14 protein-coding genes are annotated in these 16,440 nt (G+C 49.3%); 3 read left to right on the forward strand and 11 right to left on the reverse strand.

Translation table 11 applies throughout. The features are described from left to right. Positions 1-183: 183 nt before the first annotated feature. The gene (locus AB3N00_RS03340; protein WP_413033287.1) at positions 184-1,200 is read left to right on the forward strand and encodes a LacI family DNA-binding transcriptional regulator; all 1,017 of its coding nucleotides are present in this window, start codon (positions 184-186) and stop codon (positions 1,198-1,200) included. A 127-nt stretch (positions 1,201-1,327) separates the two neighbouring features. Here the strand turns inward: AB3N00_RS03340 and AB3N00_RS03345 are convergent, their stop codons facing one another. The 3 genes from AB3N00_RS03345 to AB3N00_RS03355 all read right to left on the reverse strand — a co-directional run bounded on the left by AB3N00_RS03345 (position 1,328) and on the right by AB3N00_RS03355 (position 4,079). Continuing rightward, positions 1,328-2,221 (reverse strand): NAD-dependent epimerase/dehydratase family protein, encoded by an 894-nt coding sequence (locus AB3N00_RS03345; protein WP_413033288.1) that lies wholly within the window; start codon positions 2,219-2,221, stop codon positions 1,328-1,330. 127 nt (positions 2,222-2,348) lie between these two features. Next, positions 2,349-3,068, reverse strand: a complete 720-nt coding sequence (locus AB3N00_RS03350) for an SAM-dependent methyltransferase (protein ID WP_413033289.1) — start codon at positions 3,066-3,068, stop codon at positions 2,349-2,351. A gap of 30 nt (positions 3,069-3,098) precedes the next feature. Next, on the reverse strand, positions 3,099-4,079 hold the full coding sequence (locus AB3N00_RS03355) for a Gfo/Idh/MocA family protein (RefSeq protein ID WP_413033290.1): 981 nt from the start codon (positions 4,077-4,079) through the stop codon (positions 3,099-3,101). A gap of 176 nt (positions 4,080-4,255) precedes the next feature. Here AB3N00_RS03355 and AB3N00_RS03360 point away from each other — a divergent pair, with 176 nt between their 5' ends. After that, positions 4,256-4,840 (forward strand): bifunctional transcriptional activator/DNA repair enzyme AdaA, encoded by a 585-nt coding sequence (locus AB3N00_RS03360; RefSeq protein WP_413033291.1) that lies wholly within the window; start codon positions 4,256-4,258, stop codon positions 4,838-4,840. Continuing rightward, entirely contained in the window at positions 4,837-5,658 is an 822-nt protein-coding gene (locus AB3N00_RS03365) for a radical SAM protein (RefSeq protein ID WP_413033292.1), read from the forward strand. Before AB3N00_RS03360 ends, AB3N00_RS03365 begins: the two co-directional genes overlap by 4 nt. Positions 5,659-5,744: 86 nt before the next feature. Here AB3N00_RS03365 and AB3N00_RS03370 read toward each other — a convergent pair whose 3' ends face one another. The 8 genes from AB3N00_RS03370 to AB3N00_RS03405 all read right to left on the reverse strand — a co-directional run bounded on the left by AB3N00_RS03370 (position 5,745) and on the right by AB3N00_RS03405 (position 16,087). Then, positions 5,745-6,851 (reverse strand): Gfo/Idh/MocA family protein, encoded by a 1,107-nt coding sequence (locus tag AB3N00_RS03370; protein WP_413033293.1) that lies wholly within the window; start codon positions 6,849-6,851, stop codon positions 5,745-5,747. A 97-nt stretch (positions 6,852-6,948) separates the two neighbouring features. Then, positions 6,949-7,674, reverse strand: a complete 726-nt coding sequence (locus AB3N00_RS03375; RefSeq protein ID WP_413033294.1) for a ThuA domain-containing protein — start codon at positions 7,672-7,674, stop codon at positions 6,949-6,951. A 124-nt stretch (positions 7,675-7,798) separates the two neighbouring features. Further along, positions 7,799-8,971: a Gfo/Idh/MocA family protein gene (locus tag AB3N00_RS03380; protein WP_413033295.1), complete on the reverse strand. Its 1,173-nt coding sequence runs from the start codon at positions 8,969-8,971 to the stop codon at positions 7,799-7,801. Positions 8,972-9,009: 38 nt separating this feature from the next. Next, a complete protein-coding gene (locus AB3N00_RS03385; protein ID WP_413033296.1) occupies positions 9,010-10,056 on the reverse strand; it encodes a LacI family DNA-binding transcriptional regulator in 1,047 nt (348 codons plus the stop codon). A gap of 264 nt (positions 10,057-10,320) precedes the next feature. Continuing rightward, positions 10,321-11,397 (reverse strand): class II fructose-bisphosphatase, encoded by a 1,077-nt coding sequence (gene glpX, locus AB3N00_RS03390; RefSeq protein ID WP_175398497.1) that lies wholly within the window; start codon positions 11,395-11,397, stop codon positions 10,321-10,323. Between the two features lie 723 nt (positions 11,398-12,120). After that, on the reverse strand, positions 12,121-12,669 hold the full coding sequence (locus AB3N00_RS03395) for a (2Fe-2S)-binding protein (protein WP_413033297.1): 549 nt from the start codon (positions 12,667-12,669) through the stop codon (positions 12,121-12,123). Continuing rightward, positions 12,666-15,077 carry a molybdopterin cofactor-binding domain-containing protein gene (locus tag AB3N00_RS03400; protein ID WP_413033298.1) on the reverse strand — a complete coding sequence of 804 codons (2,412 nt, stop codon included), beginning with the start codon at positions 15,075-15,077 and terminating at the stop codon, positions 12,666-12,668. Before AB3N00_RS03400 ends, AB3N00_RS03395 begins: the two co-directional genes overlap by 4 nt. Positions 15,078-15,175: 98 nt before the next feature. Next, complete coding sequence (locus AB3N00_RS03405; RefSeq protein ID WP_413033299.1) at positions 15,176-16,087, reverse strand: FAD binding domain-containing protein; 912 nt, start codon at positions 16,085-16,087, stop codon at positions 15,176-15,178. Between the last annotated feature and the right edge of the window lie 353 nt (positions 16,088-16,440).

The raw sequence follows: 16,440 nt of genomic DNA on the forward strand, positions 1-16,440 counted from the left end.
TGGCCTCGGAACAGAACTCGCTAGAGCAGAAAAGTGCACGGTAATGTGAAGTTTTATTCAAATAAAATGGTTCATTTCAGGTTTGGGTTATCGGTAACCCTAACATAGCATGCACCCATATTGCTGTCAATTGGCATTTTCCTATAAAATGATAAGACTATGTTGCGGAAAGGTTAGATTCTATTGATCACTATTTATGATATTGCCAAGAAAGCCAACGTTTCTGCCATGACAGTCTCCAAAGTGATTAATCAAACAGGTCGAATCAGTACGGCCACCAGAGAACGTGTACAGCAGGTCATAGATGAACTCGGATATATCCCCAATTCGAATGCACGCAGTCTTGTACTTCAGCGAACACAGATGCTGTCTCTGTTGATCACAGATATTACCAACCCTTTTTATACCACACTTGCCCGAGGTGCCGAGGATTCAGCCAATGCTCGCGGTTATCGGCTCTTGTTCAGTAATAGTGACGAAGATTATAACAAGGAGAGGAATTATGTGGAGACGATTCTGTCTACACGCGTGGACGGTGTACTCTTTGCACCTGCGGGGGATCGCTCTATTGACCACTTGAAGCAGCTACAGGAGAGGAACATCCCTTTCGTCATTCTGGATCGTACCGTGCCTGGCATTACATCGGATGTGATTGCCGGGGACAGTCGGGAAGGCGCCCTTCTCTTAATCCGGTATCTTACGGAGCTGGGTCACCGGCGCATCGCACTCGTCAACGGTTCTTCCGAGGTTTCTACTGCCAGACTAAGGGAAGAAGGCTATATAGAGGGCTTACGGGAAGCAGGAGTACCTGTTGATCCGGAGCTTGTCCTTCGGACCGATTATCGCGATTTCAGTGACGAAGCTGGGATCGAGCGATTACTTGCGCAACCGGATAAACCAACAGCTATTTTTGCTGCCAATAATATGCTGGCTATTGGAGTTATTCGTCTTTTGCGTAAAAGGGGGCTTCGTGTACCGGAAGATATATCTGTCGTCTGTTTTGACGATTTGGATCTGGCTTCTGCTTTTGATCCCTTCCTGACTGTAGCAGCGCAGCCTGCATATGACTTCGGTGCGATCGGCATGCAAATGCTCATCGACAGAATTGAGGGAACGGCACCACCAGAATCCCAAACGGTCATTCTGCCTTCGGAGCTGCGCATCCGCGCTTCAGCTTCTGTACCACCAGCGACTAACTGATCACTTGGTATGAAAATAAGCTGCGTAAGGAACGAACCATTTTTGTGGCGCAAAATACACAAACAGGACGCCACAGAGCTATCCGCTCCCGTGCGTCCTGTTTTGGTTCATGAATATGGTCCAGGGTTCAACCCTCAGATTGAAGGGCCAAGGCCACTTCGCGAACAAGACCTGGAAACCAGTCCATCAGAGCTTCGAACGTATAACCCGCCTCTTCTGCCTTGGATGTATCCATCGTCCATGATTCCGAAATGCCGAAGGGGGACATATCCTCCTGGACGGTTTCGCGTAACACCTGGGACTGCATGCCTGTAACGGTCTCAATCAAATCCATCATGGCGGATAACGTAATGGAGCCTTTCGATGCTGCATTCACGGGTCCAGTAATCGATGAATGCCCCAGCCAGGCGAGAAATCTTGCTGCTTCTGTTGAATTGATAAACCCAATCTCGGCTTCCGGATTCGGCATACCGATCGGTTTTCCTTTTTGCACATGCTCAATATGAAAATGCAGCCTTCTCGTATAATCGTCAATTCCAAGTACAATTGGAATTCTCATCGCCACAACCGGGAAACTCGCTTCCTGAAAGAACACTGCTTCAGCAAGGCGCTTTCCCTCCCCATATGAAAAATCTTCGTGGTTCCCATATTTCAATGGATACGTGTACGGGTCAAAATCCGCTTCTGTAAAACCGGGTTTGGGATCGCCATACACAGAAAGCGTCGATGTAAGTACATATCTTTGGGTACGTCCCGCAAATGCTTCACATGCCGATTTCGCTGCATCCGGCGAGTAACAGATATTATCGTACACCACATCCCACATGTCGGTCTTTGCTGCCTCAGCCAGAGATTGCGGATCCTCCCGATCCATCTTGATCCGGTTCACTTCTGGCCCGAAGTCCACGTTCGTTTTGCCACGCGTCGCAACCGTAATTTGCGATTGGCCCTCCCACAGCAAATGATCAACCAGACGTTTGCCGAAGAAGCGTGTCCCGCCAAGTATGAGTACTTTTTTCATCCGATAAACCTCCTACCCTCTTCTGGTGTTTCATTCATTATAACGAGGTTTGCAATAATACAACAACTATACCCCATAACGCAACCGCTAACCTCGTTTTCAAACCCAGGAAGGTGATTGCCTAATTTTAAAAGCTGGTTTTTACAATATTGAGCATGGTATGGGCACCCTGCTGAAATTCATAACCCGTCTTTACTTCTGAAACCGTGCAGCCTTGTTTTTCAATCAGAGCCTTCAGCTCATCCATCTTCTCATAACGTGTTCCGGAAAGTCCTACTGTGGGGAAAATTCGCAGCTCGTATCTGGTTACACGCAGCAGCTCAAGAATGGTTTGGACATGGAAGCTGAAGTCCAATCGATCTGCATACGTAAACAGAAAATGCGCGGATAACGCCATATCGAATTGTTCATCAGCGAAAGGCAGCACGGGCAATTCGGAATAGATATAGCGTTCAGGAAATTCCCTCATATCTGCCGTACAATCCTGAAGTGCACGTGTCCTAGCTTGTTTCAAACCATCAATCGAATCGAAATAGTTCCACCTGTATCTGTCACGCACCTGTTCCAATTGCTTGATGGTGTGCTCAATATCCTGCTGTCCTTTGGTTTCCAAATTGCTGATTGCGTGTTGGTAAGCAATATCAGATGCCATGGAATCCGCACCTTGTCTGCGGGAATGGCTGCTAAATGAACAAGCCCCGCCCGGACAATCCAGAATGGATCTGCCTCTGAGATCTTCCGGGGTAAGGCCAAACATCAACATATATTCCTCGTAGGTCCTTCCAACAAAAATAATCTGCTCCAGTTCAAGGCCCAAGTCCTTGTTGCCCTGCTCTTCTCTACTCATCTCGTCTCAGCTCACTTTCTTGTTCTCGACTTAATCGTTCGGGAATACCAGACCAATCTGCTTGCGGATCTGATCCATCACCTGCATGGTGACATGGGAACGTTCATAAGTATTCATCTCCGATTCCGTTTTCCCCTGCTGAAGCAGATTAACAAACTCCTCTACCTCATAATACATGGCCGGATAGGTCTGCTCGACGGTCAACGGTTCTACCGTACCGTCATTGTAGCGAATTTCCGCATGTTCAGGGGAGCCAATCTTATCGATGATGATGCTCCCGCGCTCTCCCATAATTTCGCTAGGTACATGGGAATTCGAGATTTTGGAGTAAGTCACTACGGCTTCCATCCCATCGTAGCCGAGTAGCACGCTACCCTGCCCGTCAACGCCCGATTCCAGCATCATCGCCTGGGCTTGAACCTGGTTTGGCGCACCAAACAGCGTAATAAGTGGGTACAGGCAGTATACACCCAAATCCATCAATGCGCCGTTTGCAAGTTCCGGTTTGAAAGCATTGAGCACAATGCCCTCTTTGTACTTGTCGTAACGCGATGAATACTGACAGTAACCCGCTACATATTTGCGCACGGGTCCGATTTTATGTAGGTGGGCCTGTACCATTTTGAACGGGGGAGCAAGCGTTGACTTCATGGCTTCCATCAGCAACACATCATTATCTCGCGCTGTGTCTATCACACGGCGGACCTCTGCAGCATTGGCAGCCAGCGGTTTCTCACACAACACGTGCTTGCCGTTTTTCAGGAAAATCTCTGTCTGATCGGCATGATACGTATTTGGTGTAGCAATGTAGACGGCATCTATCGCGTCACTTGCCGCCATCTCCTGCAAGTCTGTAAACCGATGCTCGGCATTATATTTATCTGCAAATGCATTGGCCTTATCGGCGGTCCGTGAATAGACTGCTGTCAATTCAAAGCCCTTTACATGGGATGCTGCTTCAAGAAGCCTTTCTGTAATCCAGTTGGTACCTACCACTCCGAAACGAACCATTCTTACCTACCTCTTTCATGAATAAATTTCGCATGTACACCATCCTGCTCATTGTAGCATATTTCAACCCATGTGAAGGAAAGACGAGATTTCTTGCTATTGAAATCTTGCTTTTTTATGTACGATTCTGTTGAACATTGTTCAAACAAGGGTATAATGTGTCGTGAGGTGATCCTATGGAACGTCAGGAAAAATACCAATCCGATTCCATTTCCATAGATGAAATAAGATGGACTGCCATTATCAGCAATGACAGCGCCTATGATGGCAAATTTTATTACGGAGTCAAGACGACAGGCATTTTTTGCCGACCTTCCTGCAAATCCAAAGAGCCCAAATATACAAATGTGCTTGTTTTCAGCCATCCTGATGAAGCGTTGGCGCAAGGCTTCAGACCATGCAAACGATGCAAGCCAACAGGAGAGCGTGTTCCTGATCAGGAATGGATCTTCATGGTAACGGACTATATCGCACTTCATTATGCGGAACCACTTACACTTGATCTGCTTGCCCAGATTAGTCATGGAAGCCCGTATCACTTGCATCGCGTATTCAAACGGATTACCGGAATGACTCCGCTGCAATATGTTCAGGAAAAACGAATGACTGAGGCGGGCAATTTATTGGTGAATACCTCGCTAACGGTCACAGATATTGGTCGTCGTGTAGGCATAGCCAATTCTGCCTATTTTATTGCTGTATTCCGCAAGCATACGGGACAGACGCCTGCCCATTATCGCGAACAGAGGCATCCCAAATGACGAAAACCAATCTGCTATATAAAACACCCAAAACATTATTGAACAAAGGATCCGGTTTCCTTAACGGTTACACCCACACGCTCAATCCCTATACCGGTTGCTCTTTTGCATGCTCTTACTGTTATGTACGACAAATGCCCGTTTCCTTATTCCGCAAGGAGGATTGGGGAACTTGGGTTGATGTTAAACAGGAGGCTGCGAGCATACTCGTCAAGGAGTTAAAACGTGCTCGCTCGAAAGGCAAGATTACGTTGTTTATGTCCTCCAGCACAGATCCATATCAGCCTGCTGAATATAAAGAGCAGATTACGCGTTCGTTGCTGGAAGTCATGATCGACCATCCGCCGGATTTCCTATTGGTCCAGACCCGAAGTCCTCTCGTAACGCGGGACATGGATCTGTTCCAGCAGTTAGGTGAACGTGTGCGTGTAAGCATAACGATAGAAACGGATCGGGATGAGATCCGTAAGCATTTCAGCCCCGCTGCACCACCCATTGCTGGAAGGTTGCGTGCGCTGGAACAATTAAGGGATGCGGGCATCCCTACCCAGGTTGCGATTGCACCTGTGCTGCCCAGCAGTGAGAACTTTCCATCCCTCCTGAGGCCGCTAGTTCAACGTGTATGCATCGATGATTATTTCATGGGCGATGGCAGCGAAGGCAAACGAACCCGAAGACTGGGCATGGAATCGCTCTATCAACAAATTGGCATGGAAGACTGGTATCATCCAGAAGCCTATCGCCTCCTTGTGGAGCGTATGAAAAAGCAGTTTGCAGATCATGAGATCTGGATCAGCCAGGCCGGGTTTGAGCCCTAGATACCGTTGTATGCCAAAAAGAGCCCTGCTTCCTTCAATGGAAGACAGGGCTCCTTTATTAGTATATTGAGCGAGTGATTGATGTATTATTGATCAAGTGTATATAATGCCAAACCTTCCGGCAGTGCAGCAGGGCGCTGACAAGTGCTTCTCATTTTATAGAAAGTCTGCTCATCGCTTGAATCATGGAAGGCCCACATCGCTTCAAGAACGTGGTAGGCGAGGTCTCCACTCGCTCTGTGAGCGCGACCGCTTTGAGCGGCGTAGGCCATATCAGCTACACCAATTCCGCGTGTGTTTTCCTGGTATCCTGGAAGTAACGGAACTTCCGTCCAATCCTGTTCACCCAGCAACCGGTAGCGCACAGGGCCCCCAAACGTGTTGGGATCCGGTACCTGCAATGTGCCATGCGTGCCATATACCTCTATCGGAGGCAATGCACTTCCTCCAAAAACATCGAAGCTGGTTATCAGTGTGCCAATGGCTCCTTGCTCGAACTGCAGCAGTCCTGCCACATGCGTTGGAATGTCCACGGGGATGGTTTGCCCCCTCTTTTTCTCGCTGGTAATTGTACGCTCTTCCATTGCTTTGCCTGTCATGCCAGCAATCGAACGGATCGGCCCCAGCAATTGTACCAACGCTGTCAGATAGTATGGTCCCATATCGAACATCGGTCCTCCACCTGAGGCGTAATAGAACTCCGGATCGGGATGCCAGTGTTCATGTCCACGGCTCATCATAAACGCTGTAGCGGCCACAGGCTTGCCGATCACGCCATCCTCCACCAGCTTGAGCGAGGTTTGGATACCAGAACCGAAGAATGTTTCGGGTGCGCATCCGACCAGTAATCCTTTGCGTTTGGCCGTTTCAAGGACAGCCTGCCCTTCCTCACGAGTGACAGCGAGTGGTTTTTCCACGTAGACATGTTTCCCCGCTTCCAGCGACCGCAGACAAACATCTGCATGGACAGCAGGAATCGTCAAATTGATGATCAGTTCAATCTCGGGATTGGCCAGCATTTCATCTACCGTGTATACATTTGGAACATTGTAGGCTGCTGCCTGCTCCTCGGCCCTCGTACGGTCAATATCCGCTACGGCAACCAATTCAAGAATTTCGAACCGATGACAGTTTTCCATATAAATACTGCTGATTTTACCACAGCCAATAATGCCTACTTTCATAGTTTTCATGCATGTGGGCCCCCTTCACGCGGATCGGATTTGTGGAATGCTGAAGAAGTATATCTTTTTTCGTATGATACTTGGTTATCATGGAATGAAAGCAAAATTAAGTTTGGTTATCAGCCATTCCCGTGTAAACTGCAGCTGCTTTCCCTGCGTTGTTCTTCGCAATTTCTTTACCTGCCGCAGTCCATCTGAAGCCACTACGCATCATTTCAGTTACTTGCTCCATCTCTACAATGTCTGCATGATGACCGAGCGAGTTGTAGAATACACGGCCGGCACCCCAGCGCTTCGTCCATACAACAGGCATATCCACAGGTCCATTGGCTGAATGAGGACCCTCTACGACAGGAAAACGCGTTGTTGCCAGCACTTCCACTGCAGGGTCTACGTGCAGGTAGTACTGCTCGCTTTTTACCTGAAAATCTTCGATGTGGTCCAGCAGCGGACTCGAACCGCGCTTGATGTTTACCGTGTACTCCACGCCATCATTACCCGGGTGTGCAACCCACTGCCCGCCAGTCATGAACTGCCAATCCACGTTATTCCGGAACGCGTCACACATCCCGCCGTGAATACCTGCCAAGCCTACGCCACTCTGAACGGCAGCCGATACGTTATTGACCAGCTCCTGTTCAATCTGTCCCATCGTCCACAGCGGAACAATCAGATCCAGACCGAGCAGTTTCTCTGCGTCTGCATAAGCTTCCAATGTATTTGAAACTTCAACCTCAAACTGCTCTTCCTTCAGAATGCGTTCAAAAATCGCTGCTACCTGCTCCGGTTCATGTCCATCCCAGCCGCCCCATACAATCAGTGCCTTGCTCATCGCTAATCACTCGCTTTCGGTTAGTTTGGTGTCGCTTTACATCTGTACCGCCTTCGCCTTTAAGCACATCGGTCAAATTCTTCTTTATGCCTTTTGTATCAGCATTCATTCTGCCTTCCCTTGCTCACATCTCTTCAAGCGATACCCAGCGCCGCTCTGTGACGGAACGTTCCACGGCTTCCAGTACAGCCTGACAAGCGACCCCGTCATGGAAACTCGGTGAAGGCTGCCGCCCTTCGGAGATGGCTGTAACCAGTTCCAGCATTTCATGGGTAAACGTGTGCTCAAATCCAATCGTATGTCCGGCAGGCCACCAGGCCTCGGCATATTTGTGTGCCGGATCCGTAGCCAGGACACGGCGGAATCCCTGCACATCCTCTTCATCTTTTGTAAAATACACTTCCAGCTCATTCATCCGTTCAAAGTCAAATCGGACACTGCCCAGACTGCCATTGATTTCAAACGAATTGGTGCTGCGGTGACCTGCTGCAAAACGTGTAGCCTCGAAGCTGCCCAGCGCTCCTCCTGCAAATCGCGCCAGAAACAGTGTGGCATCATCAACAGTCACTTCGCCCTTCGGCGCATCAGCATTGGAGCTGCCTTTCGCACTAAGTCCAGTCATTTCGGAAGCAAGCGGCCGTTCTTTGATAAACGTCTCGCTCATACCGATCACTTCCTTGAATTCTCCCACGAGGAAGCGTGCGAGATCGATCAAGTGTGCTCCCAGGTCTCCGTGTGAGCCGGAACCAGCCACTTCTTTTTGCAGGCGCCAGACGAGCGGAAACGAAGGATCCATAATCCAGTCCTGCAGGAAAAACGCACGGAAATGATAGATTTTACCCAAACGTCCGCTCTGCACCAGCTCCTTGGCAAGCTGCACAGCCGGGGAGAAGCGATAGTTGAAGCCGACCATGTGGGCCACTCCGGCGTCCTCTGCTGCTTGAAGCATCTCTCTTGAATCGGCGAGCGACAAGGCAAGCGGCTTCTCGCAAAACAGATGTTTACCCTGGCGTGCCGCTTCCAGTGCAATTTCCTTGTGAGCATCACTTGGTGCATTAATATCGATCAGGTCGATATCATCACGCTGTACCAGTTCACGCCAGTCAGTTACACTTTCGGACCAACCAAACTGGCTCGCAGCTTCCTGCACTCCCTGTTCATTCCGACCGCAAATTACCGACATTTCCGGCTGCAGTGGGGCTGACGGGAAAAACATAGGCAGACTGCGATAAGCATTGCTATGGGCCTTTCCCATAAACTTGTATCCAACCATTCCGACACGTAGACGATTTGACATGGTTATTTCCTCCTTTGGAATGTAAATCATGCTCTAGACTACTTGCGAATCGACGAAGTCCGAATGATCAACTCCGTAGGTAATAATTCTCTTGGCCATTCGGACGACAAGCCTGAAGCTTTTGTTGAAGCGCTTCCATCCGAAGATCCATGAATAAGCTTCGATACCGCGAGTTCCCCCATTTCATAAAAAGGAACCCTGACGCTTGTTAGCGGTGGAACAGACATCTCGGCAGCATCGGAATCGTCGTATCCGACAAATGCCGGAAAATCCTGAACCTTAATTCCGCGCTCACGCAATCCGTGCATAACACCGATAGCCATTCGATCATTTGCAGCAAACACCGCGTCAATCTCGTCTAGCCTCGCTGCAATCGTGGCTGCCGCCTCCACGCCACTTCTTCTGCTGTAATTTCCCTCAAACAGCAGACTAGGATCCAGCTCCATCCCTGCTTCTTTTAACCCAATCTGAACGCCCTGCAGCCGCTCCTGACTGTTCGAATAACTGTCCGGACCGTTGAGAAAAGCAATATTGCGATATCCTTGCTCGGTAAGGTGACGTATTGCAAGCCTGCTTCCCTCTACATGATCAGCATCCACTTCCAGGAAGGATTCGTCTGCAAAATGCTGATTCATTACACAAAAAGGATGTCCTTCCTCCTGAAGCTGCTGCATGGCTGCCAGTTCTCCATGGTCATCTCTGGCACCGAGAATAATGCAGGCATCCACTTTCTGTCGTCGGAACAGGTCGGCATAATTCATTACTTCGCCAGGTGACCTGAACATGACGAGCAGGTCCATGCCGCTGTCTCTCGCCTTGTTCCCAATGCCACTGAGCATTTCCGAGAAAAAGTAAGCGGAGAACAAATGTGCCTTCGGGACATAGGGTAAAACAACACCGAGATTACCACTTTTGCTTCTGGCGAAGCTGCGTGCTATTGCACTGGGCACATATCCAAGCTTCTCAGAAGCTTCCAATACCTTGCGGCGAGTCTCCTCTTTGATCGGTCCAACGCCATTAAGCACACGGGATACCGTAGCTTCGGAGACCCCAGCGAAGTCAGCCACTTCTTTGCGGGATGCCATGGATTTCACCCCCTTACATTATTGAATTATGATGTTTATTGGTAGAAGATGATTTTATGTACGCGCGTACATTTTCTCATGTGTTGTAACCGTTGTCAATGCTTTTTACATAAAACAGGAAGAGAATCTGAACCTGCAGATTCTCTTCCTGTCTTGGTTAATCATATAGCGAAAATCTCGTCCGACAATTTGCTAAAAGTGTCCTATTGCCAGCTGGCTGATCGTTCGTTAGGTGACCCTGAGACTCAGGGGATTCAGGGATGTTTAAGTCGTCACACCATAATCCACGGATGATTGGCTAAACTCGGCTTGCTCCACTATTTTGGCCGGGCTCTGGATGCGATCCGAAGGTTCCGGCGTTGCCTGAAGCTCTCTTACTTTGTGCAGCACTTCCTTATTGGGCAGGAAATGTACTGAACGAATAAAACGGATCGTTTTGGTTTTGGCACGCATGACAATCGAATCCGTCTCGGCCCGGTCATCAGCAAGATAACGTACGCCGCCCAAAATTTCCCCTGGAGTAACACCGGTTGCTGCAAAGATGACATCTTCGGTGCCAATCATGTCCTCCATCGTTAATACTTTGTAAGGATTGTCAATGCCCATCTGAAGGCAGCGCTGGAACTCATCTGCATTGGCCGGCATTAAACGGCCTTGAATCTCGCCACCGAGACAAGAGAGTGCGGCGGCTGCCAGCACACCTTCAGGAGCGCCTCCGGAACCAACATACAGGTCAATACCAGCCTCGGGGAATGCAGGCGCCATGGCACCAGCCACATCACCGTCGCTGAGGAATTTGATCCGTACGCCGACTTTCCGCAGCGTTTTGATCGTGCTCTCATGTCGAACGCGGTCCAGAATCATGACGGTCAGATCCGAGATGTTTTTATTCAATGCGGCAGCTGCTTTCTCCAGTGTAACCTCAACCGGGTCTTCGATGCTGACCTTGCCGACCAGAGCAGGACCTACAGCCAGCTTCTCCATATACATATCCGGTGCATGGAGCAGGTTTCCTTTTCCCGCCACTGCAATAACCGATAAAGCGTTGTTCAGGCCCTTGGCCACGATTTCTGTACCTTCGAGAGGATCTACAGCAACGTCTACCTCGGGTCCTTCAGCGTTACCCACTTCCTCGCCGATGTACAACATGGGTGCTTCATCCATTTCTCCTTCACCGATTACCACCGTGCCGCGAATGGACACGGAATCGAACATGGCGCGCATGGCCAAAGTAGCCGCTTCATCTGCACTATTCTTGTCACCCCGCCCCATCCAGGGGGCTGAGGCTAACGCAGCCAATTCTGTTACTCGGACAATTTCCAACGCCAGTTCGCGTTCCATTTTTCCCACTTCCTTTCCAGTTTTCAAAAGCATACATTGAAAGTGGTGCTAAATCCATCGCAAATCCATATGAAATTGATCTATAATCAGGTCTAAGCGCTGCTTATGGTAATATCTACCTTTACATTTTGAAGTTAATAAGTTGTGGAATTTACTCTTTTTTTAAAGACTTTTTTAATAAAAGAACAATGATTTAACGTTAGTAAACCTAAAATTTCCATACCGTTTTTTGATCAAAACTCGATTATTCTCGGGTACAGGTTAACATGGACTGAAATTATTATTTTCATTTCCTCAAACAATGGATAATCAACATAAATGCTGATATTACTTAGGTGCAGACCCTTTATCAGGTCTTACAGCGAAAACGATTTACTTCAAGACGATTTTGGCAAGATTACTCCCTGTGTTGAATGGATATTAAGATGAAATTCCGCAACTTGGATTTGTATACTTCGGAATGAGAGCACACTCATTCATCGGTTTGACCGTCTTTAATTTTCTTTTAGCAATATAGATACTGCTTATAGGGGGCATTGAAAATAATCAGTTTACATAATAATAATTATGTTAATATAATCACCAAAATCTGTCCTTTTCAATTTCGATCTCTCTGTTTGTCGGTTCGCGAGCTTCGAACATCATTCATAAGTTCATGTTAATCAAACCCAAAAAAGACCAGAAAAGGAGAACACCTTCTCTGGTCTAAACTTTTCCCAATCTTTAATCATGTTGCACAACAATAGTATGCTCACTTTTAATTTCATTCGAAGATAATGAATAAGGTTCACTGCAGCTCTCCCCAGCCTTGCGCACCGCCCGTATAATACCTCCATATCCGGTGCAGCGGCACAGATTGCCGCATAATCCCGTTTCGATCTGCTCCTGCGTAGGCTGCGGATGCTGATCCAACAGTGCTTTGGTGGCAATGACCATCCCGGGTGTGCAGTAACCGCATTGGAAACCGCCTTCTTCAACAAAAGCCTGCTGAATTGGATGAAGACTGTCTGGCTGCTCACCTTGAAGCCCTTCAATGGTCGTAATCTCGCTTCCCTCACATTGATAAGCCATGACAAGGCAGGAATTGACCGGCTCGCCATCCATAAGCACCATGCATGCACCGCAGCGACCGACTTCGCAGGATACTTTCGTTCCGGTCAGCTTCAAATGAGTCCGAAGCACATCTACAAGCCGGGTCGTTTGGGCAATATGCAGCTGCTTCTCTTCCCCATTCACAACAGCTGTCCATCTGTTTCCAAGTGGCTCACTCATGAGGGACTCACTCCTTCCTGTAAAGGTACATCAAGCGGTTTGACCAATTGTTCTCGCGGCACGGGCAATCGGTTCACCCAAACGCCCGCAGCCTGGTGAATCGCTGCAGTTATCGCCGGAGCAAGCGCCACAGATCCGATCTCCCCAATCCCTCTTGGCCCAAAAGGATCCCCTTCCGGCAGGTCCTCAATAGCCTCGACCTCCAGGTTGGTATGAATATCCCGAATCGTTGGAATCAGGTATGTGTCCAGATTGGTTGTAAGATATCGACTATCCTGCATGACCGCATCTTCAGTTAATGTAAAACCAAGTGCCATCACACTCCCGCCTTCGATCTGTCCGATGAAGCCCATCGGATTAATGACAGGACCTGCGGCTACCACATGGCGTGTATCGAGCAATTTGGCTTCGCCAGTCAGGGTATTCACTTCCACCTCTGCCGCAACCGCCGCATACGTATATAAATAGTGACCACCCACTACATTATCCGGGGTGGTCGGATAATCGAAATGAGTATCAAAAATCCATTCTTCTACTTCGCCCTGCTTCACCAGCTCTGCATAGGGGATAACTAAACCCGATGTTACCGTCGGATCCTCCGATGGTTCTAAAGTTTCAGCAGCTGCATCAGGCTGTTCTTCCTGTCCTCCCCCTCTTCCAGAATGCAGCATTGATTTTATGTCCGTTGCATCTTCAGGAAACGTACCTTTGCGCCATACGCCACCGGCCCCTGTTACCAGTTCTTCGACCGGAATACCTGACAATGCAGAAGCAACCGACAGAACTCTGGAACGGAACGGTGTCTGTAATCGCTGCAGAGCCATCCAGGCCATGGTTGTTGAACGTGAAGCTGTGCTCGATCCGCTGTGAGGAACACGGTCCGTATCTCCAATGATGATGCTGAGATCGGTAGTGCTGCATTGAAACAGATCGCAAAGCATAATTTCCAGTGTAGCTATCAGACCCTGACCGAACTCTTCATAACTGAATGCTGCCTCAATCTTGCCTTCGGCGTTCAGGGATAGACGTCCTCCCGCCGGATCTGGAATGCCGTAACCAAGTCCTGCACCGTGCATGGCGAGGGCTGCCCCCACTCCGCGCTTGATCCAGGGGGGCCGAGAGTGATCTGCCGGGGGATGCTGATGTTTTTGCCAAAGCTTAGAGCGATCCATCGCTTCCCATACTTGTGACAGTCCATCTGTAACCAGAATCCGCTGATTCAGTGGTCCCAGGTCAGTCTTCACTCTCATGTTCCGTCTCCGAAACTCCCAGGGGTCCATGTTCATAATCTCCGCGAGCCGATCCATCTGTCCTTCCACCGCGAAGATAGCCTGATTGCCGCCGAATCCACGAAACTCCCCCGAGAGCCCATTATTGGTATACACCGACACGCCCTCCACATCCACATTTGGGATGGAGTAAGGTCCTAAACAATGCTCCGTGCAGAAGTTAAGCACAGGTGCTCCAAGCGTGGCATACGCTCCGGTATCTGCTGTAATGCGGACCCGGTGAGCCTGAAGGATGCCTTCGCGGCTGATTCCGGTTTGCATTTCGATTTTCATCGGATGCCGCTTCAGACCTGCACGAACGGATTCTTTGCGGGAATTGTGCATTTTTACAGGGCGCCCGCTTTTCAAGGCAAGAAGTGCACCATAAGGCTGTACGTTCAGTTCATCTTTCCCACCGAAAGAGCCACCAATGGGAGACGATACGACACGGATATTTTCTTCAGGACAACCGATAATCCGTGCAAGCTGCATCCGGTCTTTGTACCCGTGCTGGGTCGCTGCGTAGACGTTAAGCCTTCCTTCATCTGGAACAAACAGACCACCTTCGGTCTCCATATACGCGTGCATCTGACGAGGCGTATAGTACGTTTCCGTGACGATATGTTCACACGCTGCAAAGGCCTTCTCAGCATCTCCACGTTTGATCTCGGTGCGATGGAGAACATTGCCCGGGCCATGCGCATGCAACTCTGGCGCGCCAGGGGCCAGTGCAGCCTCGGTGCTGTCCAGCGGAGTAAGCTCCTCATACTCAACGTGGATTGCATCAAGGGCCAGTGCCGCCCGTTCCGGGGAATCCGCAGCAACCGCTGCAATGGCATCACCGACATAACGTACGACATCTTCGCAAAATACTGGTTGATCCGGCGTCGCGATGCCAAATCGATTCAATCCGGGTACGTCCTTGGATGTCAGAACGGCAAATACCCCTTCCATTGCCTCTGCTTCAGTAGTGTCTATAGACAAAATGCGGGCATGCGGGTATGTGCTGCGCAGCACTCTTCCATGGATCATATCGGGTAGAGTCATATCCGTCAGATATTGAAGTTGCCCGGTTACTTTTGGAACCCCATCGGGTCGCAGATGCCAGCGTTTACCACTATGTTCCCGATTCAGCAGCATGGTCTCTCTCCCCTTTTCAACAATGAATTTTGAACCATCTATATCCGATAAAGGAATACTCTACACTTGACCGTTGTTCGGATTGAACAACCTCAATTCTACCTATGGAGTGCTTCCCACAGCCCAGCTCCCAACATATTACCAGCTGTCTGCTTGCGGTAATGTTCACTAGCAAATGCATCACCATAAGTCACGAATTCTGAAGCAGCAGTGCTTCCGAGAGCTGTGGCTTGCATGATGGAAGCTTCTCCGCTGCGAAGCAATTGCTCCGACTCCGGGAGGCGCATGGCCATGCCCGAACCCCCGCCTGCCGCAATCGCAACCTTAATCCATCGACCATTTGAACCTATCTCACCGTGAAAAGCGATCGTCACCAGTGACGCACTGAACGTCTCCCGCCGACCCAGCTTACGGTAAAATGCAATTTCTCTCTCACCAGGTGTGTGGAAATCCGTATCTGATTCAGACACCATGTTCATCGGGATATGGATGGAGATTAACACATCATCTGGATTGCGACTGCCGTCACGTCCACCATTCAGCCAGGAGGCCAGAGAGCGGATCTCCATTCCTGCGTCCGTCATCCAATGCAACTCTGCGTTGTATACAAGCAATGCGGGAAGGGTATCCCCGACTCCTGACACAATATTGCCGCCGATTGTTGCTACATTCCGAATGGAAGGGGCTGCTATCGTGTTCACAGCCTCTTGCAGTAATGGCAGCTGGCTCAGTAACCTGTCCTTGGCACAACTATTCAATCGGGTCAGAGCCCCGATGACGATTCGGTCTCCATCAACATGTACTCCGCTTGCACCCGGAATACGAGCCAGGCTAATCATATGCTCCGGTGCGGGGACCAGGCCGCCTTCCCACTGGGTCCGCAGCAATGTTGCACCTGCAGCGAAACAATAGCGTCCCTTCAACCTGTTCTTCAACATTTGGAGTTCTTCCAGATCTCCAGGCTGCCATACCGATGGCATTGCTCCTGATCCATACGCTGGTATAACCATCGTTCCATCCCCTCTCTTGTTCTTCAATCTACGGGACGTTGGATGTCACCAAGTAACCCTTGGCATCGCTGGATCCATTCCGTCCAGGCGTGGCCTCATGGCGCAAATTTATGCCGCATGATCCAAATAATTCTTCAAATCATATGGGACTGAAGGAACTACGTCAATTACCTTCACATCGTTTTGGATAAATGTATAAATACGCCATGTGTTTTGTGCTTGATGCATTATTTACGACCAAAACCTCACACTTGTCTTCTTTAAGAACGATACAAGTAACACAAAAAAAGGCCACCCCAACTGCCTGGATGACCTATTCATGTCAAGATATAATCCATAAGGAATCTTATTCT

Origin of the sequence: Paenibacillus xylanilyticus (assembly GCF_047246825.1) — a bacterium.
GTDB lineage: Bacteria > Bacillota > Bacilli > Paenibacillales > Paenibacillaceae > Paenibacillus > Paenibacillus xylanilyticus_B.

Excerpts from the sequence above, each read along its gene's own strand:
- AB3N00_RS03345 (WP_413033288.1), bottom strand. The coding sequence starts at position 2,221 with ATGAAAAAAGTACTCATACTTGGCGGGACACGCTTCTTCGGCAAACGT.
- AB3N00_RS03350 (WP_413033289.1), bottom strand. The coding sequence starts at position 3,068 with ATGAGTAGAGAAGAGCAGGGCAACAAGGACTTGGGCCTTGAACTGGAG.
- AB3N00_RS03355 (WP_413033290.1), bottom strand. The coding sequence starts at position 4,079 with ATGGTTCGTTTCGGAGTGGTAGGTACCAACTGGATTACAGAAAGGCTT.
- AB3N00_RS03360 (WP_413033291.1), top strand. The coding sequence starts at position 4,256 with ATGGAACGTCAGGAAAAATACCAATCCGATTCCATTTCCATAGATGAA.
- AB3N00_RS03365 (WP_413033292.1), top strand. The coding sequence starts at position 4,837 with ATGACGAAAACCAATCTGCTATATAAAACACCCAAAACATTATTGAAC.
- AB3N00_RS03370 (WP_413033293.1), bottom strand. The coding sequence starts at position 6,851 with ATGAAAACTATGAAAGTAGGCATTATTGGCTGTGGTAAAATCAGCAGT.
- AB3N00_RS03375 (WP_413033294.1), bottom strand. The coding sequence starts at position 7,674 with ATGAGCAAGGCACTGATTGTATGGGGCGGCTGGGATGGACATGAACCG.
- AB3N00_RS03380 (WP_413033295.1), bottom strand. The coding sequence starts at position 8,971 with ATGTCAAATCGTCTACGTGTCGGAATGGTTGGATACAAGTTTATGGGA.
- AB3N00_RS03385 (WP_413033296.1), bottom strand. The coding sequence starts at position 10,056 with ATGGCATCCCGCAAAGAAGTGGCTGACTTCGCTGGGGTCTCCGAAGCT.
- glpX (WP_175398497.1), bottom strand. The coding sequence starts at position 11,397 with ATGGAACGCGAACTGGCGTTGGAAATTGTCCGAGTAACAGAATTGGCT.
- AB3N00_RS03395 (WP_413033297.1), bottom strand. The coding sequence starts at position 12,669 with ATGAGTGAGCCACTTGGAAACAGATGGACAGCTGTTGTGAATGGGGAA.
- AB3N00_RS03400 (WP_413033298.1), bottom strand. The coding sequence starts at position 15,077 with ATGCTGCTGAATCGGGAACATAGTGGTAAACGCTGGCATCTGCGACCC.
- AB3N00_RS03405 (WP_413033299.1), bottom strand. The coding sequence starts at position 16,087 with ATGGTTATACCAGCGTATGGATCAGGAGCAATGCCATCGGTATGGCAG.